Annotated in this window: 20 protein-coding genes; 12 read left to right on the forward strand and 8 right to left on the reverse strand. The window is 65.3% G+C overall.

Translation table 11 applies throughout. From position 1 onward, the window contains the following. Positions 1 to 3 precede the first annotated feature (3 nt). From FFS45_RS27220 to FFS45_RS27230, 3 genes are all read right to left on the reverse strand, one after another. Entirely contained in the window at positions 4 to 1,008 is a 1,005-nt protein-coding gene (locus FFS45_RS27220; RefSeq protein ID WP_137957732.1) for an alpha-ketoacid dehydrogenase subunit beta, read from the reverse strand. Between the two features lie 34 nt (positions 1,009 to 1,042). Continuing rightward, positions 1,043 to 2,026 (reverse strand): thiamine pyrophosphate-dependent dehydrogenase E1 component subunit alpha, encoded by a 984-nt coding sequence (locus FFS45_RS27225; protein ID WP_137957733.1) that lies wholly within the window; start codon positions 2,024 to 2,026, stop codon positions 1,043 to 1,045. A gap of 90 nt (positions 2,027 to 2,116) precedes the next feature. Beyond that, positions 2,117 to 3,172, reverse strand: coding sequence for an NAD(+)/NADH kinase (locus FFS45_RS27230; RefSeq protein ID WP_137957734.1), 1,056 nt, complete (start codon positions 3,170 to 3,172; stop codon positions 2,117 to 2,119). Between the two features lie 434 nt (positions 3,173 to 3,606). Between FFS45_RS27230 and FFS45_RS27235 the strand changes: the two genes are divergently transcribed. Further along, entirely contained in the window at positions 3,607 to 5,553 is a 1,947-nt protein-coding gene (locus tag FFS45_RS27235) for a sigma-54-dependent Fis family transcriptional regulator (protein WP_137957735.1), read from the forward strand. A gap of 19 nt (positions 5,554 to 5,572) precedes the next feature. Here the strand turns inward: FFS45_RS27235 and FFS45_RS27240 are convergent, their stop codons facing one another. Together FFS45_RS27240 and FFS45_RS27245 are read right to left on the reverse strand one after the other, a co-directional pair. Beyond that, a complete protein-coding gene (locus FFS45_RS27240; RefSeq protein ID WP_137957736.1) occupies positions 5,573 to 6,274 on the reverse strand; it encodes an AIM24 family protein in 702 nt (233 codons plus the stop codon). Between the two features lie 27 nt (positions 6,275 to 6,301). Further along, a complete protein-coding gene (locus FFS45_RS27245) occupies positions 6,302 to 9,838 on the reverse strand; it encodes an ABC transporter ATP-binding protein (protein ID WP_137957737.1) in 3,537 nt (1,178 codons plus the stop codon). Between the two features lie 118 nt (positions 9,839 to 9,956). Here FFS45_RS27245 and FFS45_RS27250 point away from each other — a divergent pair, with 118 nt between their 5' ends. Further along, positions 9,957 to 10,868 carry a LysR family transcriptional regulator gene (locus FFS45_RS27250; protein ID WP_137957738.1) on the forward strand — a complete coding sequence of 304 codons (912 nt, stop codon included), beginning with the start codon at positions 9,957 to 9,959 and terminating at the stop codon, positions 10,866 to 10,868. A 41-nt stretch (positions 10,869 to 10,909) separates the two neighbouring features. Here the strand turns inward: FFS45_RS27250 and FFS45_RS27255 are convergent, their stop codons facing one another. Further along, on the reverse strand, positions 10,910 to 11,311 hold the full coding sequence (locus FFS45_RS27255) for a transposase (protein ID WP_137957739.1): 402 nt from the start codon (positions 11,309 to 11,311) through the stop codon (positions 10,910 to 10,912). Positions 11,312 to 11,555: 244 nt separating this feature from the next. Here FFS45_RS27255 and FFS45_RS27260 point away from each other — a divergent pair, with 244 nt between their 5' ends. The 6 genes from FFS45_RS27260 (at position 11,556) to FFS45_RS27285 (ending at position 17,288) form a co-directional block, all read left to right on the forward strand. Further along, on the forward strand, positions 11,556 to 12,134 hold the full coding sequence (locus FFS45_RS27260; protein ID WP_137957740.1) for an isochorismatase family protein: 579 nt from the start codon (positions 11,556 to 11,558) through the stop codon (positions 12,132 to 12,134). 2 nt (positions 12,135 to 12,136) lie between these two features. Then, positions 12,137 to 13,102 (forward strand): helix-turn-helix domain-containing protein, encoded by a 966-nt coding sequence (locus tag FFS45_RS27265; protein ID WP_137957741.1) that lies wholly within the window; start codon positions 12,137 to 12,139, stop codon positions 13,100 to 13,102. A 159-nt stretch (positions 13,103 to 13,261) separates the two neighbouring features. After that, on the forward strand, positions 13,262 to 13,522 hold the full coding sequence (locus tag FFS45_RS27270) for a hypothetical protein (protein ID WP_137957742.1): 261 nt from the start codon (positions 13,262 to 13,264) through the stop codon (positions 13,520 to 13,522). 61 nt (positions 13,523 to 13,583) lie between these two features. Beyond that, positions 13,584 to 14,927, forward strand: a complete 1,344-nt coding sequence (locus FFS45_RS27275; RefSeq protein WP_137957743.1) for a tetratricopeptide repeat protein — start codon at positions 13,584 to 13,586, stop codon at positions 14,925 to 14,927. A gap of 18 nt (positions 14,928 to 14,945) precedes the next feature. Continuing rightward, positions 14,946 to 16,148, forward strand: a complete 1,203-nt coding sequence (locus FFS45_RS27280) for an ABC transporter substrate-binding protein (protein WP_137957744.1) — start codon at positions 14,946 to 14,948, stop codon at positions 16,146 to 16,148. 81 nt (positions 16,149 to 16,229) lie between these two features. Then, positions 16,230 to 17,288, forward strand: a complete 1,059-nt coding sequence (locus tag FFS45_RS27285; protein ID WP_137957745.1) for an LLM class flavin-dependent oxidoreductase — start codon at positions 16,230 to 16,232, stop codon at positions 17,286 to 17,288. A 76-nt stretch (positions 17,289 to 17,364) separates the two neighbouring features. Here FFS45_RS27285 and FFS45_RS27290 read toward each other — a convergent pair whose 3' ends face one another. Both FFS45_RS27290 and FFS45_RS27295 read right to left on the reverse strand, forming a co-directional pair. Then, positions 17,365 to 19,023 (reverse strand): ABC transporter substrate-binding protein, encoded by a 1,659-nt coding sequence (locus FFS45_RS27290; protein WP_137957746.1) that lies wholly within the window; start codon positions 19,021 to 19,023, stop codon positions 17,365 to 17,367. Continuing rightward, positions 19,020 to 20,309: an NtaA/DmoA family FMN-dependent monooxygenase gene (locus FFS45_RS27295; protein WP_137957747.1), complete on the reverse strand. Its 1,290-nt coding sequence runs from the start codon at positions 20,307 to 20,309 to the stop codon at positions 19,020 to 19,022. The genes FFS45_RS27290 and FFS45_RS27295 overlap by 4 nt, the downstream gene beginning before the upstream one ends. A 279-nt stretch (positions 20,310 to 20,588) precedes the next feature. On the opposite strand from FFS45_RS27295, the gene FFS45_RS27300 reads away from it, so the two are divergent. The 4 genes from FFS45_RS27300 (at position 20,589) to FFS45_RS27315 (ending at position 25,657) form a co-directional block, all read left to right on the forward strand. Then, a complete protein-coding gene (locus FFS45_RS27300; protein WP_137957748.1) occupies positions 20,589 to 21,698 on the forward strand; it encodes an LLM class flavin-dependent oxidoreductase in 1,110 nt (369 codons plus the stop codon). Next, on the forward strand, positions 21,698 to 22,264 hold the full coding sequence (locus FFS45_RS27305; protein WP_137957749.1) for a GNAT family N-acetyltransferase: 567 nt from the start codon (positions 21,698 to 21,700) through the stop codon (positions 22,262 to 22,264). Before FFS45_RS27300 ends, FFS45_RS27305 begins: the two co-directional genes overlap by 1 nt. Positions 22,265 to 22,354: 90 nt before the next feature. Then, positions 22,355 to 24,001: an ABC transporter substrate-binding protein gene (locus tag FFS45_RS27310; protein ID WP_137957750.1), complete on the forward strand. Its 1,647-nt coding sequence runs from the start codon at positions 22,355 to 22,357 to the stop codon at positions 23,999 to 24,001. A gap of 3 nt (positions 24,002 to 24,004) precedes the next feature. After that, the gene (locus tag FFS45_RS27315) at positions 24,005 to 25,657 is read left to right on the forward strand and encodes an ABC transporter substrate-binding protein (protein WP_249362948.1); all 1,653 of its coding nucleotides are present in this window, start codon (positions 24,005 to 24,007) and stop codon (positions 25,655 to 25,657) included. The last annotated feature ends 35 nt before the right edge of the window (positions 25,658 to 25,692 follow it).

Consider the following 25,692-nt stretch of genomic DNA (forward strand, 5'->3'; position numbering starts at 1 on the left):
CGCTCAGCTCCTCACTTTCCGCACCGCCGCGGCGATATTGTCTGCCGACGGGATATACAGGTCTTCAAGCACACCGGCAAAAGGTGCGGGGGTATGCGGCGCAGTCACGAGTTCGATGGGCGCCTTCAGCGAATGGAACGCACGCTGCGCGGCAAGCGCGGCGATGTCCGTCGCAATCGAGCAACGGGGATTCGCCTCGTCAACCACGACGAGGCGCCCGGTGCGTTCCACGCTTTCGAGTATCGTGTCCTCGTCGAGCGGCGAGGTCGTGCGCAAGTCGATCACTTCGGCCTGGATGCCTTCTTTTGCGAGTTTTTCTGCGGCTTCCGTGGCGTGGTGGACCATGCGGCCATAGGTCACGATCGTGGCGTCGTCGCCGTCTCGAACCACGTTCGCTTCGCCGAATGGGATCGCATACGACTCTTCCGGCACGTCGCCTTCGCGGCCGTACAGCAGCTTGTGCTCGCAGAAGATGACCGGGTCGTCGTCGCGAATCGCCTGGATCAGCAGTCCCTTCGCGTCGTACGGTGTCGACGGGCACACCACTTTCAGGCCAGGTATGTGGGTGAAGAGCGAGGTCAGCATCTGCGAGTGCTGCGCGGCGGCCCGCAGGCCCGCACCCTGCATCGTGCGGATCACGACCGGCGTCACCGCCTTGCCTCCGAACATATAACGGAACTTGGCGGCCTGATTGAAGATCTGGTCGAAACATACACCCATGAAGTCGATGAACATCAATTCGGCAACCGGGCGCATCCCGCACGCGGCCGCACCAACCGCCGCACCGATGTAGCCGCCTTCGGACAGCGGCGTGTCGAGCACGCGCCCCGGGTACTTGTGAAAGAGCCCTTTCGTGACGCCGAGCACACCGCCCCACGCATCCTGTTCACCGGGCGAGCCCGCGCCGCCCGCATTGTCCTCGCCCATTACGATGACGCTTTCGTCGCGCGCCATCTCCTGACTCAGCGCTTCATTGATCGCCTGAGAAAACGTAATCTTCCGTGCCATGTCTGTCTCCTGAGATTGAAGGGTTCGGGATGTGTTACGGATACGACACGTAGACATCGGTCAGCAGATCGTCAGCCGTCGGTAACGGCGCGGCCTTCGCGTCCGTTACCGCATCGTCGATCAACTGCTTCACCTGGGCATCGATGCGGCGCAGCTCGTCGGACTTGAGCACTTCGGTGCGCACCACGCGCTCTTCGAAGCGCTTCAGGCAGTCCTTTTCATCGCGCAGCTTCTGTACTTCACCGGGTGCGCGATAAGTTTGCGCATCGCCTTCGAAGTGTCCGAAATAGCGGGAAAACTTCACTTCGACGAGCGTCGGGCCGCCGCCGTTGCGCGCCCGCTCGATCGCGGCGCCGAGCGCTTCGTGCACGGCGAAGAAATCGAAGCCATCGACGATCACACCCGGCATGCCGAAGCCGCTCGCGCGGTCGGCGATGTTGTCGGATGCGACCGACCATGTCGACGACGTCGCCTCCGCATAGCCGTTGTTCTCCGCGACGAAGATCACCGGCAGGCGCCACACGGAAGCGAGATTCATCGATTCGAAGATCACGCCCTGGTTCGACGCGCCGTCGCCGAAGAAGCACACGCCCACGCCGCCGGTCTTCCTGAGCTTTGCGGCGAGCGCCGCGCCGCACACGAGCGGACCGCCGGCGCCGACGATCCCGTTGGCGCCGAGCATCCCTTTCGACAGATCGGCGATATGCATCGATCCGCCCTTGCCGTGGCACACACCCGTCGTGCGGCCGTAGATCTCGGCCATCATTCCGTGCACGTCGACGCCTTTCGCGATGCAGTGGCCGTGACCGCGGTGTGTGGTCGCGACATAGTCCGCGTTGTTCAGGTGCATCATCGTGCCGACCGCTGACGCTTCCTCGCCCGCATACAGGTGCACGAAACCCGGTATCTCTCCGGTCGCGAACTCGACATGCAGACGCTCCTCGAACTCGCGGATCGTGCGCATCATCCGATACGCCTCCAGCAGTTTTTCCTTGCTCAACTGAGTCGAAACAGACATGGTTTGTCTCCTTGGAATGATCTCGATGGTGACTGCGACTTCGCTACTTCATCCGGCGTTGATTCGAGCAATCGCTTCCTCCTGCGCGGACTACCTACGATGCGCCGCCACTTCGCGCATCAACTGCCGCGACGCCGAATAGCGCAGCGTGCGGCCGACATCCACGGTGAGCGGCCCTGCCCAGTCGAGGGCGATCTCGTAGCGGTCGTGGCGCTCCAGCTCGATTTCGCGCTCGCCGTCGAATGCGAGCGTCCCCTGGTCCGTATGCAGTGGCATCCAGCAGCCGGCTTCGAAACGCTCACAGGTGCGCATCGTGACCTGGTCGACGCGGCCCGGCGCAATCGGCGCGAAGATCGGCACGCCGGATTCGCCCGCGCGTGTGAACGTCATATGCAGCCCGTGCGGCGCGGTCCGCTCGACGGGCGCCCACGCGCCGCCGAGCGACGACAGGCCGATGCCGTCCGGCGCTGCAAACGTGAGAAAGAGCGCTTCGATATCCGCCGGCTCGGAGACGGCCCGGGCGCCGACGAAGCGCTGCCGGCTCACGCACACATCGACCAGTGCGATCTCTTCGCGCCCCTCGTGCGGGCCCGCGACGCAGCGGACCACGAGGCGTTTGTTGCGACTCAATGCGACATCGAGCGGCACGAGGCCGGATACGGCGAGCGCGCCCGCCAGGCCCGCCACCGTCGCTTCGCGCATATCCGGAAACGCGTTGTTGGTTCCTGTCGAGAGCGTCAATAGCGGCACGTCGCCGCAATGCGCGGCCACTGCGCGATGCGTGCCGTCGCCGCCCAGCACTGCGATCAGGTCGACGCCCATGAGAATCATCTGCGCGACACCCGCATGGGTGTCGGTCACGCTGTCCGTGACCGGCAGATCGAGGAACTCGACGTCGGGCCAACGCTGCGGCTCGGCCACTGCCGTATGCGTTTCCAGCGCGCGCAGCACCAATGCCGCCACACCTGTCCTGTCGCGCAACGTAAGCACACGACTGACGCCAAGAATGCCGAGGCCCGCGAGCAGGCGCACGACCATGTTCGCTTTCTCGGCGGTCGGAAAGACCGAAGCGTGCGTGGTGAGGCGTCGAATGTCGCGGCCGGATGCGGGGTTCGCGATCACGCCGACGGTGATGGGCGATGACACAGGCCTGTCTCCTCTTCGCGGGCAGCGATGCCGCGGATTTGTCGTGATGAAGCGCTGTTGCGCTCGATTGCGAGTGCTACTGCAAATGACATGCCAAAAGACTTCCGCGTGGGGCACATGCGCCGAAGGCAGCCTATCCAAAGGGCTTTGCGCGTGTGAGCGGCGCTCGCGGCGGCTGCCATCCGAGGCGCGGCTCGAGGTTCAACGCGTCTCACGGGCGCGTCCTTCGATGCGGTTCAAGGCGGCAGTCGCACAGCGGCGAGCCCTCCGCGCCCCGGCACACAAGCGTTTGCGCGATGAGACCATCGTCTCGCCAATCGGTGAGACGTTCGTCTCACGCTTCACGCGTGCTGCATTGCAATGTGATCACCCACGGCGGATGTGCTACAAGACAGGAACCCTCCCTGCTCGGTGTCGCTCGTCCGGAGTCGGCCATGCCTTACGTTTCTCAAACGCAGCACGTCGATCGCGTACGCGGGGTAATCGAAGGACGGTTGCCCGCTCCCGCCAATTCGCCGCGGCTCGTGTCGTCGTGGCAGCGTTCGTACGACCAGTACCGGCTCGACCCGAGTTCCGTGATCGGCCCGCGCGTGCTGTCGTCGGCGGAATTGCGCGAAGTCCAGGGCAAGGAGGAGGCATTTCTGCGTGCGTCGGGTCAGTGCCTGACACGGCTGCATGACATGATTCGCGTCGCTGATTACTGTGTGATGTTGTCTGACGCGCACGGCGTCACGATCGACTACCGGATCGACCGCGACCGGCGCAACGATTTCAAGCATGCGGGGCTGTATATCGGCTCGTGCTGGTCCGAACGCGAGGAAGGCACGTGCGGCATCGCGAACGTGCTCTCCGATCTCGCACCCATCACCGTGCACAAGACCGATCACTTCCGCGCCGCGTTCACGACACTGACATGCAGCGCGTCGCCGATCTTCGCGCCGACGGGCGAGCTGATCGGTGTGCTCGACGCATCGGCGATTCACTCCCCGGACAACCGCGACAGCCAGGGCCTTGTCTTTCAACTGGTGAGACAAAGCGCGAGCCTGATCGAGGATGGTTACTTCCTGAATCAGACGACCCAGCACTGGATTCTCTTCGGCCATCAAAGCCGCCATTTTGTCGAAGCGCAGCCCGAAGTGCTGATCGGGTTCGACGAATGCGGCAACATCGCGGCCGTGAACCGCAAGGCGCGCGAGAGCATCGCGGGCCTCGACGGCCCGCGTCACATCGACGAGATATTCGACACCTCCTACGCCCATCTCCAAGATGTCGCGCGCACGGATAGGATCGTTGCGCTGCGGCTCCGGGCGACGGGCGCGATGTTGTACGCGCGCATCCGTGCGCCGATGAAACGTGCGACGCGCATCGTCTCGGCCGCCACGCAAGGCGAGGTTCGCGAGGTTCGTGGCAATAGCAGCATCGGCGCGATGGGTCGCTTTTTGCACAGCCAGGACGAACGGATTGCGCACAATGCGGAAGTCGCATTGCGGATCGCCGGCAAGCGGCTGCCGGTTCTTCTGCTCGGCGAAACGGGCGTTGGCAAGGAGGTGTTCGCGCACGCCATGCACGACTCGGGTTCACGGCGCGCGCGGCCGTTTGTCGCCGTCAATTGTGGTGCGATTCCGGAACCGCTGATCGAAAGTGAACTGTTCGGCTATGCGCCCGGCGCGTTCACCGGCGCACGCAGCCGCGGCGCGCGCGGCAAAATCGCGCTCGCGCATAGCGGCACGCTGTTTCTCGACGAAATCGGCGACATGCCGCTCGGCCTGCAAACACGCCTGCTGCGCGTGCTCGCCGAAGGCGAGGTGGTGCCACTCGGGGGGGATACACCGGTGCACGTCGATATCGATGTCATCTGCGCGACCCACCGCGATCTCGCGCAGATGGTCGAGGCAGGATCGTTCCGCGAAGATCTCTACTATCGCTTGAGCGGTGCGACGCTTCAGATACCGCCGCTGCGCCAGCGCGCCGACATCCGCGACGTGATCGATGGGGTGTTCGAGGAGGAGGCGCAGGCGGCCGGCCATGTGCTCACGCTCGATCCGCAGCTCGCCGAACGTCTTGCCGCATTCGCGTGGCCGGGCAACATCCGCCAGCTGCGCAACGTGCTGCGCTATGCGTGCGCGATCTGTGATTCGGCTCGCGTAGAGCTGCGGCACGTGTCGCCGGAGTTCGCGGCGCAACTCACACCCGACACTGCAAAGGAACCCGCCTCGTTGGGCGGTACGGGCGGTACCGACGACGAACGCGCATGGATCGTCGCGGCGCTTACCCGCCACCATTGGCGGCCGAATGTGGCCGCGCAGGCGCTCGGCATGTCACGCGCGACGCTGTACAGGCGGATCGCGAAGCTGGGCATTGTCGGGCCACACCGCAGATAGTCGGGGAGCATTGTGCCGTTCAATTATCCGCAGTCTCAGTATTAACATACATCGACTGAATTCCCACCCTTCCCGGCCCCGTGAATCGGTTCACGATGAAATTCATGCCTGCGCCAAAGAGCCCGCTCGAGAGCTTATCGACCACCGTTTCCATCCTGACGCCCGGCGTCTTGTACAGCCACCCACCCGGTTCGATATCAATGGTCTCACCCGCGGCGAGTTCCTTCTCGAACACGTTCCCATAACCGTGCAGCCAGAGCACCCCTTCACTCGACTCGCTACGGAACCTGTCGATAAAGAACCCAGTTTGCCCAAACAGCATGTTGCTGAAACCGCGCACGCGCTCGAACGTATATTCGACGTTCGCCGTCGCCGCAAGGAACTGATGTTCGCGAACATGCAGTTCCTCGCCCCTTCCAAGGTGAATCGGGACGATGTGCCCTGCCCCATCCCGGCTGAAAGCGATCACGCCATTGCCGCTCGCCTCGGTGACAAAAATCTGCATGCCCGCCATCATGCGTTTCAATGCGCCCTTCATCGGACGCAAGCCAATCTTCACGTTTGAATTCTTCCAGAGCAGGATGTGATGCTCGAAGAAGACTGACTGACGCGACACGTCGACCGAGAGCACCGGCACAAGCTCGCCGCCAATGTGATAGGTGACGCCGCCATAGGTTTCGTCGGCGGCGCTGGTAGGCATGAGTGTCGGCAACTGGTTCATCCTTGCTCCCTTGTATGTCAAAGCGGTCTAGGCTGCCACCACACCGGACTGATGCGCAACCAGCCGCGCATACGCGCCCCCTGCCGACAGCAGTTCGTCATGACTGCCGGCCTCGACTACCCGCCCGGCGTCCATCACCAGAATCGTGTCGGCGTTCTGGATGGTGGACAGGCGGTGCGCGATGATGATCGAGGTGCGCTCCGTCATCAATTCGTCGAGCGCGGCGCGAATCTGCTGCTCGCTGATTGTATCGAGATGCGAGGTTGCCTCGTCGAGTACCAGGATCGGCGCATCCTTCAGAAACGCGCGTGCAATCGCCACCCGCTGACGTTGCCCGCCCGAGAGCTGCACGCCGCGCTCGCCCACCCGGGTGGCGAGTCCATCCGGCAAGCGCTCGACAAAGTCGCTCAGTGCGGCCCGCTCGAGTGCGCGGCGCACATCCGCGTCGGACACATCGCGCCCGGCGAGACGGATATTCGCCTCCAGCGTGTCGTTGAACAGGTAGGTGTCCTGCGCCACCAGCGCGATGTGGCTGCGCAGGTCGTCAAGGCGCAGCCGGCGCAGGTCGATGCCGCCTAGCGTGATGGCGCCTTGCTGCGGGTCCCAGAAGCGCAACAGCAGGTTGGCCACCGTCGACTTGCCCGCGCCGGACGCGCCGACCAGCGCAACCGTGCTGCCTGGGCGCACGGCAAAGCTCACGCGGTCCAGCGCCGGCACGCTGCGCCCGGGGTAAGCGAAGCTCACCGCATCGAGTCGCACCAGCGGGTTCGCGGGAACAGGCAGGTCGCCATCGGTAACCGGTTCGGGCTCCGCTTCGACGACATGCAGCCGGCGTGTCGAGGCGATCGTGTCGGCCAGTTGGCGGGCTACCTGGCCAATCTCGGCCACGGGCATGAAGGCCGCCACGGAAACCAGCACCAGCAGCGGCAGCCATTCATGCGCAAACCAGCCGCGCGAGGACAGCACGGCGCCGAGCAAGGCGACCGCGAGACCACCCACGCCGGTGGCCACTTCGAGCGCCGCGCTCTGGCGCGACAGGTCGTCCAGCAATGCCGAGCGCTGCTTCTGATAAGTGGCGATGTCGGCGAGAAATACTGCCCGGCGCCGGCCGGTGGCCTGGAAGGCTGCGAGTTCGGCGAGGCCCTGAATGGTTTCGGTGAGGTGCGCGCCAAGTTGCCCCAGCGCGGCGCGCGCCTGGCCGCCGAGGCGGTCGATCTTGCTGCGAGCGAAGACCGGGGTCAGGCCTGCCCAGGCGAGGAACGGCAGCAGGACCACGGCGAGCGGCCAGGCCACCCATGCCAGCAGCGCCAGCACACCGGCGGGAATCAGCAGCGCGACGAAAGCCGGGGCCACCGTGTGGGCATAGAAATACTCCACCGTCTCCACGTCCTGGGTTGCCAGCGCCACCAGGTCACCGGAGCGCCGGCGCAGGAGATAAGCGGGAGCCAGGCGCTCGAGCTTGGCGAACAAGGCAATGCGCATTTCAGCCAGCAGGCGGTAGGCCATGTCATGCGCGAGCCACGATTCCAGCCAGTGCAGCGTGGCCGCAACGGGCGCTGCGAGCAGCAGTCCGACTGTCAGTCCGAGCACCGGCCGTCCCGAGGCGACGCCGGCCACCACCAGTGCCCCGAGGGCGCCCACGCCGATGAAAGCCAGCACCCGGCCGATGCCGCACAGCACCGTCAGCGTCAGCTTCACACGCCACGGCCAGACGAAGCGCATCAAGGTACGCAAGGTATCGCCCCAGCCGATGCCCGCGGCGTCCTCGGCGAGCGGCCGCACTTGCGGTCCGGACGACGTCGGCGCGGCGCTCGAAGCTTCCAGCACGGCCGGGCGTTCGGCGCTCGCCGCGACCTGCGGACCCATCAGGCGGCGATACGCCCCGGAGCGGACGATCAGCTCGGCATGCGTGCCGCTCTCCACGACCCGGCCCTGATCCAGCACGAGGATGCGGTCGGCGCCGATGACGCTCGAGAGGCGGTGGGCAAGGATCAGCGTCGTGCGGCCTTGCATCAGCCGGTCCAGCGCCTGCTGGATGATCGCCTCGTTTTGCGCATCGACTGCCGACAGCGCTTCGTCCAGCAGCAGAATGGGCGCGTCGCGCAGCAGCGCGCGGGCAATCGCAATGCGCTGGCGCTGCCCGCCCGAGAGCGTCGCGCCCCGCTCGCCGATGCGCGTCGCGTAGCCCTGCGGCAACGCCATGATGAAGTCGTGGATATTGGCTGCCGTGGCGGCGGCGATCATCTGCGCATCGCTGGCGTCATGCCGGCCGAGCCGCAGATTGTCGGCGATCGTGCCGTCGAACAGCGTGCTGTCCTGGGAGACGATCGCGATCATGCCGCGCACCTGATCCGGGTCGAGGCTACGGATGTCGTGGCCGCCAATGCGGATCGCGCCGGCCTGTGCGTCGTGCTGGCGCAGCAGCAGTCGCAGGATGGTGGATTTGCCGGCGCCGCTCGGCCCGACGATCCCGACAGTCTCGCCGGCGCGGATCTCGAAGCTGAGTCCGGCATGGGCATCGGCGCGACGGCCCGGATAGGCGAAGCCGACCTTGTCGAACGAGATGCTGGCGGCCAGTTCCGGCACCCGCGCCCCGCCCCCGGCCGGCGCCTCGCTGCGGGCTTCGAGCAGCGCATGGATGGCGTTTGCCGCCGATTGCCCGATCATGCCCTGGTGCAGCACGGAGCGCAGGTCGCGCAGCGGTCGGAAGATTTCCGTTCCGGCCATCAGGATGATCAGCAGCGCTTCCAGGCTCATTGCGCCGTGGCTCACGCGCCACGCGCCCAGCGCAATGGCGGCGGCCGCGCCGAGGCCGGTGCCGAGATCCGTGAAGAAGCGGGTCAGCAGGCCCAGCGCGAGCACCCAGAACGTGCTGCCGGACAGGGCTCGCGCGCGCTCGGCCAGCTTTTGCGCAAAGGCCGCGCTCTGGCCGAACGCCTTGAGTGTCGGCAGGCCCTGCACTGCGTCGAGGAACTCCTCACCAAACGACTTGAACGCCCTTGAGCGGGCGATGGCCGCGCGCTTGTCGGCGTTGTGGACCAGCATGGGCAGCGCGAGCGTCGCAAGCGCGGCGACCAGCAGCACGGCCGCGGTCGGCACGTCCCACCAGGCCAGCACCGCGAAGATCACCACGGGTGCGCAGGCGGCAATCACGAGCTGCGGCACGTAGGCGCCGAAGAAGGTCTGCAACTGCTCCACGCCGTCGATGACGGCCAGCATCACGCCGCCGGTGCGCTCCGCTCCGAACCACGCCGGTCCGAGCTCGGCGATGCGGTCGAACAGGCGCGCACGCAGCACCGACTGGACCCGCCCGGCCGTGCCTTGCGCGAGGACGACCCGGCGATGATCGAGCCCGGCGCGCAGCAGCATGCAGGCAACCGTGCCGGCTGCGGCAAGGGCAACCTGCCGCGCCGCGGCGCCCTGGTAGGCAAGCGCGAGCACCCGGCCGAGGAAGACGAAGCGCATGACGCCAAAGCCCATGGCGATCAGGCCAAGACACACCGCGCCGGCCACACGCAGGCGCAGCCCTGCCATCATCTTCCACAACCTGCTATCAAAATACATGCCTGCCTCCGGTCTGTTTTCAGTGCCACATCGGGTTTTATGTGACGTTACCTTGTGCCGGAGAGTCAGGCAAAAGATGGTTTTTCAAGGGGTGTTGAATCTCCTACAATACCTCCCTATGTCCAACATTCCTCCACTCCCAGCGTTGCGCGCCTTCGAGGCGGCGGTGCGGCTCGGCGGCTTTGCCCGTGCGGCGGCCGAGCTGAACGTCTCGACCAGCGCCGTGAGCCATCAGATCCGCGGCCTGGAAGAGGCGCTGGGCGCCCGCCTGCTGGAGCGCAGCACGGGCGTGGGCGGCATTCGCCTGACAGCGGCCGGGGCCAGCCTGCTGCCTGCGGCGAGCAGTGCGCTGTCGCTGCTGGAGGATGCGTGCTCGCAGATCAAGGGCGTCGCGCGGCAATTGACCGTCTCGGCCAATGGGCCGTTCTCCGCCATGTGGCTCGCGCGCCGTCTCGCGGAGTTTTCAGGCCGTCATCCCGAGACGCGGCTGAACGCCATCATTCAGGATGGCGAACCAGATTTCGCCCGCTATGACATCGACCTTGCCGTCGTGCATGTGCCGCAGAGCAAGCTGCGTCCCGACGACGTGATCCTGTTGCAGGAGGAGGTGTTTCCGGTGTGCAGCCCCGAGCTGCATCCGTTCGCATCCAAGGCGGTGTGCCGTTGCCGCCTCTTGCAGGAGGCGCATGACGACTCTCCTGAAATCGATTGGCACACGTGGTCGGCGCGGTTCGGCCTGCCTGACGATTTCGAAACGAAGATCGTGCGCTACAGCAGCTTCAGTCAGGTGATTGGCGCGGCGATTGGCGGCGCCGGGCTTGCGCTGGGCCGCTCGCCGCTGATCGACCCGGAACTGGCAAGCGGCCGCCTTGTGCGGCTATTTCCCGACCTGTCGCGTCCGGCTTCCTGGCGGTTCGTCCTGCGCCGGGGGCCGGTGCGCCGGCACCGGATGCTTGATCCCTTGATTGACTTCCTCCGCGCGGAGGCGGCCGTGCCTGCCACGCGCCCTGCTCTGCCCTCCAACGCCTAGCCGGAGAGGCCGCGAGCGCGGCCAGGACACCTCGGTCAACCTCAGGCCGTCTCCAGCGGCGCGCGCCACGTCTGCGGACTGCTCCACGACAGGCCGTTCAAACCATCATGCCGGGGGTTGGCCGGAGGATGGTTCAATGCATCGCCAACCGGGCCTCGCAGTGAAACGTTGCGGCCGGCAGCGTTGAGCCGCCTGATGATTTCGGCAAGCGTCCCGTCGGCTTGCCACTCTTCAAAGCGACGCCGGCAGGTCGGGCGCGACGGATACCATCCCGGCACCCGGGACCAGCTATGTCCGGTCGATAACGCCCATAGCACCGCGTTGACCACCGCGCGCGGTCCGACACGGCGCCGACCGGAGCGCTCCGGCGGCACCACTTCATTGCAGAACAACCCTTCGATCAGGGCCCATTCGCTGTCTGTCAAATCGTCAAACTGAATCATGTCTTTTCTCAGCGAAGCTCGTCTCGAGCCGGCAGCCGTTGCCGGCGACGCTCGCAATCTTAGGTGCCGTGCGCCGTTCGCCTAAGTGATCTTTCGCGTTAAGCAAAGCTCCGGACGTGGATAGAGGCTGCTTTCGGTCCCGGAAATGAATGGCCGATTTTGTCCCGTTCCTGTCCGCAAACGCGCTCGATATCGTTATTATTGGCATCTATGATGGAGTCCTCTACCCTAGGAGTTACAAGAAATGTCCGCTCTTAACGCCGCTAGATCCGCTCTCATCATCATCGATGTGCAGGAATCGTTTCGTCAAATGCCCTTCTGGTCCGACACGGACCTGCCCGCCTTCAAGGAAGCCGTTCTGCGGCTCGAGCGCGGTGCGCGCGAGCAAGGCATTCCGGTGGTCCATATTTTCCATATCGGCCAGGCCGGTCCGTTCACCAAGGAGTCCGGTTTCGTCACTCCGCTGGACTGGCTGCCGGGCGCGCCGGACGTCGCGTTCGAAAAGCATACCCACAATGCCTTCACCGATACCGGGCTGGACCTGTGGCTGCGCCGCCAGGGCATCAACCACCTGGTCATTACCGGCATCCGCACCGAACAGTGCTGCGAAACCACCACACGCGTCGGGTCGGACATCGGATACAAGGTGGACTACGTGACCGAGGCCACCCTCACGTTTCCGATGACGCACGCCGGCAGCGGCCGGGTCTATTCACCTGAGGAAATCAAGGCGCACACCGAACTGGTCCTGGCGGGACGCTTTGCACGCATCGCCAGCGTCGACGACGCGTTGGCCGGCTGGCAATCGCAACGCGCGGCCTGATCATGAAGACGTCCGTATGGTTCGTGCTGACGCCCCCTGTGCTGCTGCTCGACTATGCGGGCCCTGCTGAGGCTTTGCGCATGGCGGTGGGGTCCGGCGCGCCGTTTGAGCTGCATCATTGCGCCCCGGTGCCGCGCCTGACCACCTCGATCGGAACCGCGCTCGACGGACTCGATCCGCTCCCGGACACACTGCCGCCGGACAGCCTGGTGATTGTGGTGGGCTGCAACGAAACGCCCGGGCGCGGCGCGAGCAAGGCATACGATGCCGTTACGGACTGGCTCAAGACCGTGCCCGCAGCCGATACGCGCCTCGCCAGCATCTGCTCGGGCGCGGTTCTGCTGGCGCGTGCAGGGCGGCTGGTCGGCCGCCGCTGCACGACCCACTTCGGCCTTGTGGACCTGCTCAGGCAGGAGGAGCCCACGGCGAGCGTGCAGGACGACTGCCTGTTCGTTGACGACGGCGACGTGCTGACGAGCGCCGGCATCACGGCGGGTGTCGATCTGGCGTTGTATCTGATCGAGCAATACGGTGGCGCGGAACTGGCCGCCGAGATTGCGCGCCGCCAGGTGGTATATCAACGCCGTGCGGGCGAATACACGCAGCTGTCGCCCTGGCTCGCGCATCGCAACCACATGCATCCGGCGGTGCACCGGGCTCAGGACGCCATCTCGCAAGACCCGGCACGCGCGTGGAATGTAACCGAGCTTGCAGATGCCGCGCACGTCAGCGCGAGGCATCTGAGCCGGCTCTTCGCCGAGCATGCGGGAGTCACCATTCTGGCCTATCAGCAGGGCCTGCGCGTGGCTCGCGCGCAGCAGCTGCTGGAACGCCCGGAACTCACCATCGAGCGCGTCGCGGAACAGGCGGGGTTTGCCTCGGCACGCGATTTCCGGCGCGTATGGCGGCGCTATTACGACACCCCGCCCGGTCAGGCGGCAGCGCGCGCCCGGCGCGCTGAAGGCTGAGAGTCGCGCGCAGTTTGCCGCACGCAGTGTGCCGCGGGATGGCGCACCTGCCCCAGTGGGCGGCTGGATGGCGCAAAGACGCCTTCGTGCTATGGATATGCAAAAAAAATGGTTCGACCCGCTCGCATGATTGCGGACACTCGATATGTTGAATTCGACGTGTCTATCATCATGAAGGGATTCGGATATCACCCTCATCGAACGCTCGATGAGGCCACGCAAGACAGCGCCGCTCCATCGGACCTGCCGCGCGTATCCGCCAGGCGGGCGGCCACCGTGCTGCTGGTCGGCGCCATTCTGGCGTGCCTCCACCGGGAAATCTCCGGCTCGGCCGACGGCTCGCTCCTGTCCGCCGTCACGGCCTATGCTGGCGGCACGCTGCACCATCTGGCGTCGATCCTGCTCAACCGCGCTCCATGATGCGCGCTACCGGCGTGCTTATTGGTGTACTTGTACGCGGCTGCAATCCGGGAGCATGCCGATGACCACCGACGCCCAAGGCCTGCAGGTGACGGCATCCGCCGAAGCTGCCGCGGCGTTTGACCTCGCGATCTCGGACTACTTCGGCTGGAAGGGCGACCCCGTCGCCCGCTTGCAGGCCGCGGTAGACCAGGACCCCGGCTTCAGTCTGGGCAGCAGCGCCATTGCTGCGCTGTTTCTGCTGGGTGGATTTCGCGGCGACCATCCGCGCGTCGTCACGGCCCTCGCGGCGGCCGAGCGCGGCCGCTCCGGCGCGACCTCACGCGAAACCCGCCATCTTGCTGCCGCGAGGTTGCTGGCCGCGGGCGAAATGGCCAATGCGATCCACATCTGGGAAAACATCCTTGTCGAGCATCCGACCGACGCGCTGGCATTGCGCTTCGCGCACGACGGTTACTTCTGCCTCGGTCAGTCGCTGAGCATCCGCGATTCCATTGCGCGGGTGCTGCCGCACTGGGACCCGCAGGGTGAAAACTACGGCTATGTTCTCGGTCAGTACGCGTTCGGCCTCGAGGAAGCAGGCGAACTGCGTCGTGCGGAGGAAGTCGGCCGCGCTGCCATTGCGCGCAATGCCGAAGACGCCTGGGCGATTCACGCGGTCGCACACGTGCTCGAAACAGAAAGCCGCCAGGCCGAAGGCATTGCGTTTCTCCGCGCTGCCCGCCCTGACTGGAGCCGCGCTCATGCGCTTGCGATCCATAACGGCTGGCATCTTGCCCTGTATCTGATCGAGGAAGGACGTTTCGACGAAGTGCTGGCCGACTACGACCGGTACGTAGCGCCGAAGCTTGCAGGAGACTTTCTGCTCGATCTCGTGGATGCTTCCGCCCTGCTGTGGCGGCTGGAACTGGCAGGAGCCGACGTAGGAGAACGCTGGGGCCCGCTCGCCGCGCAATGGCTGACCCATGTCGACGACCATGTGCTGCTGTTCAACGATCTGCATATTGCGCTCGCCGTTGCGCGCGCCGGCAACCAGTTGGGTATCGAGCGCCTGCGCCGCTCGCTCGACCGCTACGCGCGTGAGGGCCAGGGTGACAACCGCAACGTGACCGCTGAGGTGGGCCGCCGCCTGATCGACGGTGTGCTCGCGTTTGCCGCCGGCGAATACGGGCGCGCCGTCGAATTCATCCTCCCCGTGCGTTACAACGCGATCCGCATCGGCGGCAGTCATGCGCAGCGCGATCTCATTACGCAAACACTCATTGCGGCCGCCGAACGCGCGGGCCAACTCAGCCTGACCCGCGCGCTGCTTGCCGAACGTGTTGCGCTGCGCCCGACCGAGCGCACCCGGCAGCACTACGCGAGAGCCGGCGGGGTCGGCAACTTTTCGTTTAACGCCATTTGATTGACGGGATCTTTCGCCATGTTTGCTACACACCGAGCCGGCGCGCGCCGGAAGTTACTGCGGCGCCTTGCTGCCCCGTTCCTGTTATCACTGGGAATCGCCGCCGCATGCGTGAGTCCATCGGCATCGGCCGCGACCGCCGCTGCAACCGGCGAGCCCCTGTACTTCGGCGTTAGCGGCCCGCTGACCGGACCGAATGCGCAATACGGCGCGCAATGGAAGGCCGGCTTCGATCTCGCGCTCGATCAGATCAACGCTAACGGTGGCATCAACGGACACCCGCTGCAATATGTCTTCGAAGACAGCCAGAGCGACCCGCGTCAGGCGGTGTCCATTGCCCAGAAATTCGTGGCCGATCCGCGCATTCTGATTGAACTCGGCGACTTCTCCAGCCCCGCGTCCATGGCCGCGTCGCCGATTTATCAGCGCGCCGGACTCGTGCAGCTCGGCTTCACGAATTCGCACCCGGACTTTACCAAGGGTGGCGACTTCATCTGGAGCCCTTCGGTCAGCCAGGCCGATGCGCAACCGCTGCTTGCGGATCTCGCGGCCAAGCAGGGTTTCCGGCACGTCGCCGTGCTTTACCAGAACACGGACTGGGGGCGCGCGAGCAAGGACGTATTCGTCAAGTCCGCGGCTGCGCGCGGCGTGGAGGTGGCGGCGGCGGAAGGCTATCAGCCGACGGATCAGGATTTTCGCGCCACGCTTTTGCGCGTCAATGCCGCTCATCCTGACGCGCTCGTGCTGATTGCGTACTACGCGGACGGTGCCCAGATTGTCCGCCAGGCCCGCGAGAGCGGTATCAGCTTGCCTGTCGTCGCGGCCAGTTCGGTTTATTCGCCGAAGTTTTTCGAACTCGGCGGCAACGCCGTGAATGGCGTGACCACCAATACGAGCTTTTTCCCCGGCGATCCGCGCCCGGAAGTGCAGAACTTCGTCCATGACTTCGAGGCGAAATATCATCGCGAGCCCGATGCGTTCAACGCGTTTGCCTACGATGCGGTGGTGATCGCCGCTTCCGCGCTGCGTGCCGGCGGCGCCGATCGCCGCGGCGTGCGCGACGCGCTGCCGAAGCTTCACGACATCCCGAGCGTGGTGTTCGGCAAGGCGAACTTCGATCCTGTGACGCGGCGCGTGATCGGCGTGAAAAGCATCAACCTCGTTGCCCGCGACGGTCATTGGGTACTGCTCGACAAGACCGCCGCGGTTGCGGCGAAGTGATCCGTGGCCGGGCATAACCAGGCATAACCAGGCGTAACCCGGCATAACCCGAAGTGACCTTCCTGCGGAGATATCTGCTTCATGTCGATCCCATCGGCCCGCTTCGGCGTCTGGGCGCTGGTGCACGGCAGCCGTGCTGCCCTGCAGGACCCCGACGAACCCTATGACGCCTCCTGGGCCCGCAACAAGGCACTCGTGCTGGAGGCGGAGCGCCTCGGATACGACTCGGTGCTGGTGGCGCAGCATACGATCAATCCGCACGACCCGAATCTGGACCAGCTCGAGGCGTGGACCGCCTCGGCCGCACTCGCGGCGTTGACCGGGCGCATCGAGATTATCGCGGCCATCAAGCCTTATCTGTATCACCCTGTGGTGCTGGCCAAGATGGCGCAGCAGATCGAGCACATCAGCCAGGGGCGCTTTGCGATCAATCTCGTCAACGCATGGAACCGGCCCGAGCTGGAGCGCGCGGGCATCGGCTTTGCGGAGCACGATGCGCGCTACGCCTATGGCCGGGAGTGGATCACGGTCGTCGACGCGCTGCTGCGCGGCGAACGCACACGCTTTGACGGCGAGCATTTCCATATCGACGACTATCTGTTGCGGCCCGCCGATCCGTTTCGTGCCCGGCCGCGCATCTATGTCGGCGGCGAATCGGAGCCGGCCCGTCAACTGGTGGCGGATAAGGGTGACGTCTGGTTCATCAACGGCCAGCCGCTCGAAGACGTCACGCGGTTGATCGCCGACGTGTCCGCGCGGACCCGGCCGGCGGCGCTCGATTCCTTGCGCTTCGGCCTGTCGGCGTTCGTGATTGCGCATGAGTCGGATGAGGCCGCCAATCGACACCTCGCGCATCTCTTCGAACTGGCCGCTAAAGACGCCCCGTTGCGGGCTCAGCAAAAAGCCAATATCGATCCGAAAGCGGTGATGTTCCAGACTTTCGCGCAAACGCCGCGCGTTGGCTCGAACGGTGGAACGGCGGCTGGCCTGGTTGGCAGCTACGAGACGGTGGCGCGGCGCATCGCCGCTTTTCAACGGGCCGGCATCGAACTGTTCATGCTGCAGTTCCAGCCGTTCGAAGCCGATATGCGAACCTTTGCCGAAGAAGTGATTCCGCGCGTGCGTGCCCTGCACGCCTGATAAGACGGCTCCTGGCCGCTGTGCGTTCGGGGGCCGGCGCAATGGCCGGCGTCGTCGCTCAAGGCCAGGCTCAAGCTCAATCCAGCCAGACCCCATCGAACCGGTGACCCCCTAGCGGCGAAAAGACGAGTCCCTTCACGCGCTTCGAGGCAGGCTGCGACACGATGGAATGCGCAATTGGCGTATAAGGCACCTGCTGCTTGAAGATCACCTGTGCCTGCTCGTAGAGCGTCGTGCGTACCGCGGGGTCCGAACTGGATCGGGCCTTGACGATCAGCGCGTTGAAGGCGGGGTCGCACCACTTCGATACGTTGCTGCCATGCACCGCATCGCAGCCGAGCAAGGTGCCGAGCCAGTTGTCGGGATCGCCGTTGTCGCCCGACCAGCCATAGAGAATGGCATCATGCTCGCCGCCCTGCTTCGCGCGCCGGTTGTATTCAGCCCATTCATAGCTGACGATCTTCGCGCGCACGCCGATATTCGCCCAGTCCTGCTGGATGAGCTGCGCCATCAACTGGGCATTCGGGTTGTAGGGCCGCTGCACGGGCATCGCCCACAGCGAGATGTCGAAGCCGTTCGGGAAACCCGCCTGCGCAAGCAGCGCTTTTGCCTTCACGGGATCGAACGGTGCATCCTTTAACTGCTTGTCGTAGGACCATTGCGACGGCGGCATCGGATTGGTGGCGACGGTCGCGTTGCCGGCGAACACGGCTTTGATGATGGCGGGCTTGTCGATCGCCATGTCGAGCGCGCGACGCACCTCCACGCGATCGAGCGGCGTGTGCTGCGTGTTGTACGCGACAAAACCGACATTGAAGCCCACCCCGGACACCAGCGTCAGGTTGGGGTTGCTTTTAACGACGTCCAGATCCGCGGGGCGCGGGAACGCCGACACCTGGCACTCGCCGCTCGCGAGCTTCTGCACGCGCACGCTCGGATCGGGCGTGATGGCAAAGACCAGATGGGCGAGCTTGACGTCGTCGGGGCGCCAATAATCGGGGTTGGCGTCGTAGCGGATCAGGGCATCCTTCTGATACGAGCGGAACACGAACGGACCCGTGCCGACCGGCAACTGGTTGATGTCGGCCTCATGATGCGCGGCGCTCAACTGTGCCGCGTACTCCGCAGACAGGATGGAGGCGAACGCCATCGCAAGATTACGCACGAAGATCACGTCCGGCTGCTTTAGCTGGAAGCGCACCGTGTAGTCGTCCACCTTCTCGATCCGCTCGAGATTCTTGTCGAAGCCCAGATCGCTGAAATACGGGAAGCTCGTCGGATACGCCTTGCGGAACGGATCGTCGGGGTTGAGCATGCGGTTGAACGTGAACAGCACGTCGTCCGCGTCGAAATCGCGCGTGGGCTTGAACCACGCGGTCGTCTGGAACTTCACGCCATGCCGCAGATGAAACGTGTAGGTGCGTTGATCGTCGGACACATCCCAACTGGTCGCAAGCGCGGGCTCGAGATCGAGCGTGCCGCGGCGAAACTCCACCAGCTCGTTGTAGATGGCGTTGCTGCTGGCGTCGAAATCGGTACTGGTCGTATGCTGGCCCGGGTCGAACCCGGCCGGGCTGCCTTCGGTGCAGAACACCAGTGTCTTGCTGCCGGCTGCGTTTGCCGGTGCGCAAACCGCCAGTGCCGTGGCTAACACGCCGAACGATGCGGCGCAGAGGGACGCGCGAACCGCGCGTTGCAGCGCGAACGCCGAATGCTGGAGAGTACGGTTGATCATTGCAGTGGTGGGAGTTCGAGATTCGAGCGCAGATCGCCACCGCGATAGTCGGTGTCGATCAGGTTGCGACGGCGCAGTTCGGGCAGCAGTCCATTGAGCAGCAGGTCTTCCTGGTCGGGCTGACCGAGCCCGTGCAGGGACAGGATGTCGACAAATCCCGCGTGAAAGCGCTCCTCGATCGCATCGGCGAGCTGCTCCGGCGTGCCGGCGACGGACCAGTGGCCGGTATCCTGGGCGCGGATGATCAGCTCACGCAACGTAAGCCCCTGCAAGGCATAACTGCGGAAGATCGCAACGCGCCCGCGCCGCCGGTTGACGTTTTCGACCGAAGGCAGCAACGCTTCGCGCAGCGGGCGGTCGAGCGGCAGCTCGCTCAGGTCGATGTCGCCGCCGAGCATGTCGGCAAGCTTGAGCCTGCCCTGCTCGTAGTCGATCCGCTCGTGCTTGTCGTGCAGCCGCCGTGCGACATCCGCGGGGGATTCGCCGATCACCGAATGAAACGAGTTCATCACGAACGGCAGCCGCTTGGCGCGGCCGAAGCCGACCGCCTGGCGACGCAGTTCGGTCACGAATGCGCGCGCCTCGCCAAGCGTCGGTTGCGAGGTGTAGACGACTTCCGCGTAGCGCGCGCCAAGCGTCACCCCGCTCGCCGACTGGCCGGCCTGGAACAGCACGGGCCGGCGTTGCGGTGGCGGCGGCACATTGAGCGGCCCCTGCACCTGGAAATGCTCACCGTGATAGCCGATAGCGCCGAGCTTGAGCGGGTCGACGGACACCGAGCCCGCAGCTGTGCGGCGCGCGGCCGCCGGGTCGTTGGCATCGAAGAGCGCGTTGACGATCTCGACGAACTCCGTCGCGCGGGCATAGCGGCGCTCCGGGTCGGGTAACGCGCCTTCGCCGAAGTTCTCCTCGCCGACCGACGACGTGACCGCGTTCCACGCGGCACGGCCGCCGCTCACGTGATCGAGCGTACCGATCAGCCGCGCGATGTTGTAGGGATGGTGGTACGTGGTCGACACAGTTGCGACGAGCCCGATATCCGACGTCGCCTGGCTCAGCGCGGCGAGCGCGACGATCGGCTCCTGGCTGCCGGTATTACCTGCGAGCCCGGCTGGGTCCGCCTGCAGCAGGTCGGCCGTAAAGAGGCCTGTGATCTTCTCCGCCTCGGCTTTGCGCGCGAGCGCCGCTGCGCGACGGATGCCCTGTGCGACCTCGGTGTCGCCGCTCGCGTATAGCACGTTGCCGGCGCCGACTAGTGTCTTCAAGCGTCTGCGTACGACGCTCATGCTGCGGTCCTGCTGTTCGAGCGGCAAGGTGCCGCAAAAGCCGATCTCACGATGCGGTCGCGGCCGGTTCCGGCGCGCCGCTCCTGTTGTTCATGCATAAGGATTCCTTTTTGATTCGCTAACCATACCGCAACCCACCCGGCCAGCATGAACAAATATTTTCGGCTTTTCATATTCTTCTTGATTGTTTGACCACCCGATGCGCCACGAAAAATAATTCCGGATGCCGAATCGGATCGCCGATTTCTATTTATCCGCCCTATATTCGATTTCGATGCAATGACATTTCAAGTCAGCCAATCCGGCCAGGATGCTGCGAAGCCCACTTTCAGGTTGAGTGTGCTGGACAAGAGCCCGATCGCCGCCGGCGAGAGCGCGGCCGACGCGCTGGCGCGCAGCGTCACCCTCGCCCGCGCGGCCGATGAATGGGGTTATCACCGCTACTGGCTCGCGGAGCACCACAACTCCGCCGGGCTCGCCTGCCCGTCGCCGGAAATCCTGATTGCGCACCTGCTGGCGCACACCCGTCGGATCAGGGTCGGTTCGGGCGGCGTGATGCTGCAGCATTACAGCCCGTACAAGATCGCGGAGAACTTTAATCTGCTCGCCGCGCTTGCGCCTGGGCGCGTCGATATGGGCATCGGCAAAGCGCCCGGCGGATTTCCGCTGTCAACGCGCGCACTGCAGGCGACAGGCGATCCCTTGCATCGTCCCGATTTCGCGGAGCTGGCATTCGCGCTGGATCGCTATCTGCGCGCGGCCGATGCGCCGCCCGCCGGCAGCGGGGATCACGAAGCGGTGCTGCGCGCGACGCCGCTGCCGCCCGAATCCGCAAGTCCGTTTCTGCTCGGCTCCAGCATCGAAAGCGCGACGCTGGCGGCCCGGCTTGGCTGGGATTTCGTCTACGCGGCGCACATCAATGCTGCGCCCGCAGATATCGAACGTGCATTCGACAGTTACCGCTCCGCGTCCGGCGGCGGTGCGCCGCTGCTTGCGATTTCGGTGGTCGTTGCCGATACCCGTGCCGAAGCCGAGCGGCTTGCCGACGGCTTGCGGCGCTTTCGCGTGCAGGTCGGCGACGCTCAGGCCGTCAATGTCGGCAGCCTCGAACAGGCCGAGGCATTTGTACGCCAGTCGGGCGGCGGCGCGCACCGCATCGAAGAACGCGAGACCCACGTTGTTCACGGCACGCGCGACGACGCGCTGCGAGAACTCGGCGAGCTGCAACGCCGCTACGGCGTGGCCGAGTTCATCGTGGATACACCGATCACCGAGGCTGCCCCGCGCATCGCATCGCTTCGCCTGCTCGCGGGCTACCGGGACGATGCGCCCGCCACATTGCGCGTAAGCCCGGCCGGCGCGCTTCACTCCATCGCTGTGGCGGGATGATGACCGACACCATTCGCATTGCCGGTCAAGACGACGTCCCGGCCCTGTACGACCTGCTTCAGCAGTCCTACGCACCGCTCGCGCAAGACGGCGTTTATTTCACGATCATGCGTTCGCCGATTGAGCGGGTTCAGCAAACGGTCGCAAGTCACACCACGTTCGTACTCGAACGCGAGTCGGCAGGCGGCAAGCAGCTCGCCGTGACGTTGACGGTGCGCTTCCCATGGACCCCGGAAGACCGCCATCTGACGCCGTACCCTTTCCTTCACTGGTTTGCGGTCGCGCCGGCGTACAAGCGGCAAGGGTTGGGCGCCACGCTGATGGAGCACGTCGAGGAGACGTTCCTGAAGGCGCAGGTCAAGGCGCCCGCTACCTATCTTGCGACGGCCATCGGGCATCCGTGGCTGAGCGCGTATTACGAACAGCACGGGTACGTGCCGTTCCACCGCTCGACAAACAAGCTCGGCACGCCGCTCGTGTGGCTGCGCAAGATCCTGATCCCAGAGCTCTACCCGCAGGCGCCGGCCACAGAGGTTGAACCGGCTGGCGCTGTCGTGGCCAGTTAAGGCCGATCAGGGTGACTTAAGGTCAGTTAGAACTGTACGCGTCGTGTAACACCGCTTCCATCCGCTGCTCATCTCCAAGGCATTCCATCAATGACATTCCCGTTTCCGGCGCCCCATTCCTCCCACCGCAAATCGCGCCGCGCCGCATCCGTCGCCATCCTGCTCGCGCTTGCGCTACCGCACCTGAGCTTCGCGCAGGGTACCCCCGTATCCGGCGGCACGCTGACATGGGGCGTCGAGACCGAGCCGCACACGCTCAATCCGCAACTGAACGGCCAGGACAAGGTCGTCTTGCTACTCCGTAATGCATATGAGAGCCTGCTCGCCCAGAACCCGGACGGCAGCTTCGTGCCGTGGCTCGCGACCGGCTACAAGGTGTCCGCCGACGGCAAGACGTACACGTTCACGCTGCGCGACGGCGTCAAGTTCACCGACGGCGCGCCGTTCGACGCACAGGCGGTTGCACGCAACTTCCTTAACGCACGCAACCTCGCCTATTCGGGCGGCAGCAACCTGTCGCGGCTGATCTCGCACGTCACCGACGTGAAGACACCGGACGTGCATACCGTCGAGATCACGCTCGATGCGCCGTATGCACCGTTCCTCACCTTCGCCGGCGGTTTGCCGCTGCTCTCGCCTAACGCGTTCGACCGGCCGAGCCTGAAGTCGGGCGGCCCGGATATTGCCGGCACCGGGCCGTTCATCCTGCGTAAATACGTAAAAGGTCAGGACATCGAGTTCGTCAGGAACCCGGATTATCGCTGGGCGCCCGCGACGGCTGGCCACCAGGGCCCCGCGTACCTCGACGGCGTCACTTACCGCTTCCTGCCGGAATCGTCGGTGCGCACGGGCGCGCTGCTGTCCGGTCAGGTCGACGTGATCGAGGGCGTGTCCGGCAACGACGCCGCGCTGGTCCGCAAGAACACGGACCTCACCTATCAGCACGCGCTGAACACCGGCACGCCGTATTCGCTGTTCCTGAACGTCACGTATGGACCGACACAGGACGTGAAGGTGCGCCGCGCGCTGCTCGAAGGGCTCGACGTGACGGGCATCATCCAGTCGATCTACCGGGGCGAACGCACCCGTGCGTGGGGAATCACCTCGCCGATCGATCCGCTGTACGACAGCAGCCTCGAGCGCACCTACGGCAACAATCCGAAGCTCGGCAACGCGCTGCTTGACGAGGCAGGCTGGAGCACGCGCGACGCGGCCGGCTACCGGACCAAACAGGGCGAACGGCTGACCATCACGGTGATCCAGGCGCAGGCGACGGTGCGCGACCAGCGCGACGTGCTGCTGCAGGCGCTGCAGGCCCAGGCGCGGCAGCGGCTCGGTGTGGACCTGAAGATCCAGTATGTCGACGACGGCACGTACCTCGACAGCCGCAAGAGCGGCAAGTACGGGGCGATCGCGAACTCGAACACACCGCCCGACGGGATCGATATCGAAGGCCACTACCTGCCGGTCGATCACGGCGGCGCGCTCAACTATAGCCGCGCCTCTGCACCGGAGCTGACCACATGGCTGCAGGCAGCGGCACGCACGCAGGACGTTGCGCAACGCAAGAAGCTGTACGGCGAGTTGCAGCAGTTCGCCATCTCCCAGCAGGCGTACGCGGTGCCGCTATACGAGCCGGAAGATCAGATCGCCGCCGCAAAGGCCGTACAGGGCATCCGTTTCCGTGCATACGCGCAGATGCCTGAAAACCCGTACGACATCTGGCTGAAGAAGTAAGCCGTGGCCCGTCACCGCACCGCTACCGGAACCCCGCCGCGCCGCGCCAGGCCGTCGGAGCGGATTATCATGCGCTGCGTGCTGGCGGCCGCCGCGCTGTCCGGCAGCGCGGTCGCCGCGCCGCCATCCGGCGGCACGCTGACATGGGGCGTCGAAACCGAGCCCACGACCTTCAACCCGCAACTGAACGGCCAGGCAAAGGCCGAGCTGATCCTGCGCGCGAGCTTCGAATCGCTGCTTGCGCGCAAACCCGACGGTAGCTATGTGCCGTGGCTCGCGAGCGGCTATCAGGTATCCGCCGACGGCCTCACCTACACGTTCACGCTGCGCGACGGCGTGAAATTCACCGACGGCACGCCGTTCGACGCGGCCGCCGTGGTGAAGAACTTCGTGCAGGTGCGCGACCCGTCTTACTGTGCGGGTTCAAGCATTTGCGGAATCGCGACACGGCTGGACGACGCGCGTGCGATCGATCCGCATACGGTGCAACTGACGCTGAAGGAGCCGTATGCGCCGTTTCTCTCGTTCGCTGCCGCCCTAAAGCTGATCTCGCCCGCCGCCTACGCGTCGGCGCAACTGAAATCGGGCGGCCACGACGTCGCGGGCACCGGTCCGTTCATCCTGGCGTCGTACCGGCGCGGCCAGGAAGCCGACTTCGTTCGCAATCCAGATTATCGGTGGGCGCCTGCTACGGCCGGCCATCAGGGGCCCGCTTACCTGGATCGCGTCGTTTACCGGTTCCTGCCGGAATCGTCGGTGCGCACGGGCGCGCTGCTGTCCGGGCAGGTGGACGTGATCGAGGGCGTCTCGGGTAACGACGCCGGCCTGCTCGGGAAGCAGCCGGATCTGCGTTACCTTCACGCGCTCAACACCGGCTCGCCGTATTCGCTCTATCTGAACGTCACGCAGCCGCCGACCAGCGATCCTCAGGTGCGCCGCGCTTTGCTGCAGGCGCTCGACCTCGACGCGCTCGTCGCCGCAATTTACCGCGGCAAACGCACGCGCGCATGGGGTATCACTTCGCCCGTCGATCCGCTGTATGACCACAGCATCGAACACAGTTACGGCAACAACCCGGCGCTCGCGAACCGCCTGCTCGACGAGGCAGGCTGGAGCGCGCGCGACCCGGCCGGCTACCGGACCAGGGACGGCCGCCGGTTATCGATCGACGTCGTGCAGGCGCTCGCCACCGTGCGCGACCAGCGCGACGTGCTGCTGCAGGGATTGCAGGCGCAGGCCCGGCAGCGGATCGGCGTCGAGCTGAAGATTCGCTACGTCGATGCCGGCACCTACGCGGACGTGCACAACAGCGGCCGATTCGGTGCGATTCCGAATTCGAACACCGACACCGACGGCATCGACACCGAGAACCACTATCTGCCGGTCGATCGCGGCGGCGTCATCAACTACAGCCGCACCGCCGATCCGCGCCTGAGCGAGTGGCTGCTGGCCGCGGCGCGCACGCGTGACGACGCGGCTCGCGGGCAGCTCTACAGCCGGTTGCAGCACTCGGTGATCGTCGACGAAGCCTATGCGATACCGCTTTACCAGCCCGAAGACCAGATCGTGGCGAACACTCGGGTACACGGGCTGTCGTTCCGCAGTTTCAAGCAGATGCCCGAAACACCGTACGACGTGTGGCTCGATCCGCACTGATTCCGGCTGCCCGGCATCGCACAGCACGAGGTAAT

It is taken from the genome of Burkholderia sp. 4M9327F10 (genome assembly GCF_005503145.1).
GTDB lineage: Bacteria > Pseudomonadota > Gammaproteobacteria > Burkholderiales > Burkholderiaceae > Paraburkholderia.

Coding starts and splice junctions, on each gene's coding strand:
- FFS45_RS27220 (WP_137957732.1), bottom strand. CDS start 1,008: ATGGCACGGAAGATTACGTTTTCTCAGGCGATCAATGAAGCGCTGAGT.
- FFS45_RS27225 (WP_137957733.1), bottom strand. CDS start 2,026: ATGTCTGTTTCGACTCAGTTGAGCAAGGAAAAACTGCTGGAGGCGTAT.
- FFS45_RS27235 (WP_137957735.1), top strand. CDS start 3,607: ATGCCTTACGTTTCTCAAACGCAGCACGTCGATCGCGTACGCGGGGTA.
- FFS45_RS27240 (WP_137957736.1), bottom strand. CDS start 6,274: ATGAACCAGTTGCCGACACTCATGCCTACCAGCGCCGCCGACGAAACC.
- FFS45_RS27245 (WP_137957737.1), bottom strand. CDS start 9,838: ATGTATTTTGATAGCAGGTTGTGGAAGATGATGGCAGGGCTGCGCCTG.
- FFS45_RS27250 (WP_137957738.1), top strand. CDS start 9,957: ATGTCCAACATTCCTCCACTCCCAGCGTTGCGCGCCTTCGAGGCGGCG.
- FFS45_RS27255 (WP_137957739.1), bottom strand. CDS start 11,311: ATGATTCAGTTTGACGATTTGACAGACAGCGAATGGGCCCTGATCGAA.
- FFS45_RS27260 (WP_137957740.1), top strand. CDS start 11,556: ATGTCCGCTCTTAACGCCGCTAGATCCGCTCTCATCATCATCGATGTG.
- FFS45_RS27265 (WP_137957741.1), top strand. CDS start 12,137: ATGAAGACGTCCGTATGGTTCGTGCTGACGCCCCCTGTGCTGCTGCTC.
- FFS45_RS27275 (WP_137957743.1), top strand. CDS start 13,584: ATGACCACCGACGCCCAAGGCCTGCAGGTGACGGCATCCGCCGAAGCT.
- FFS45_RS27280 (WP_137957744.1), top strand. CDS start 14,946: ATGTTTGCTACACACCGAGCCGGCGCGCGCCGGAAGTTACTGCGGCGC.
- FFS45_RS27285 (WP_137957745.1), top strand. CDS start 16,230: ATGTCGATCCCATCGGCCCGCTTCGGCGTCTGGGCGCTGGTGCACGGC.
- FFS45_RS27290 (WP_137957746.1), bottom strand. CDS start 19,023: ATGATCAACCGTACTCTCCAGCATTCGGCGTTCGCGCTGCAACGCGCG.
- FFS45_RS27295 (WP_137957747.1), bottom strand. CDS start 20,309: ATGAGCGTCGTACGCAGACGCTTGAAGACACTAGTCGGCGCCGGCAAC.
- FFS45_RS27300 (WP_137957748.1), top strand. CDS start 20,589: ATGACATTTCAAGTCAGCCAATCCGGCCAGGATGCTGCGAAGCCCACT.
- FFS45_RS27305 (WP_137957749.1), top strand. CDS start 21,698: ATGACCGACACCATTCGCATTGCCGGTCAAGACGACGTCCCGGCCCTG.
- FFS45_RS27310 (WP_137957750.1), top strand. CDS start 22,355: ATGACATTCCCGTTTCCGGCGCCCCATTCCTCCCACCGCAAATCGCGC.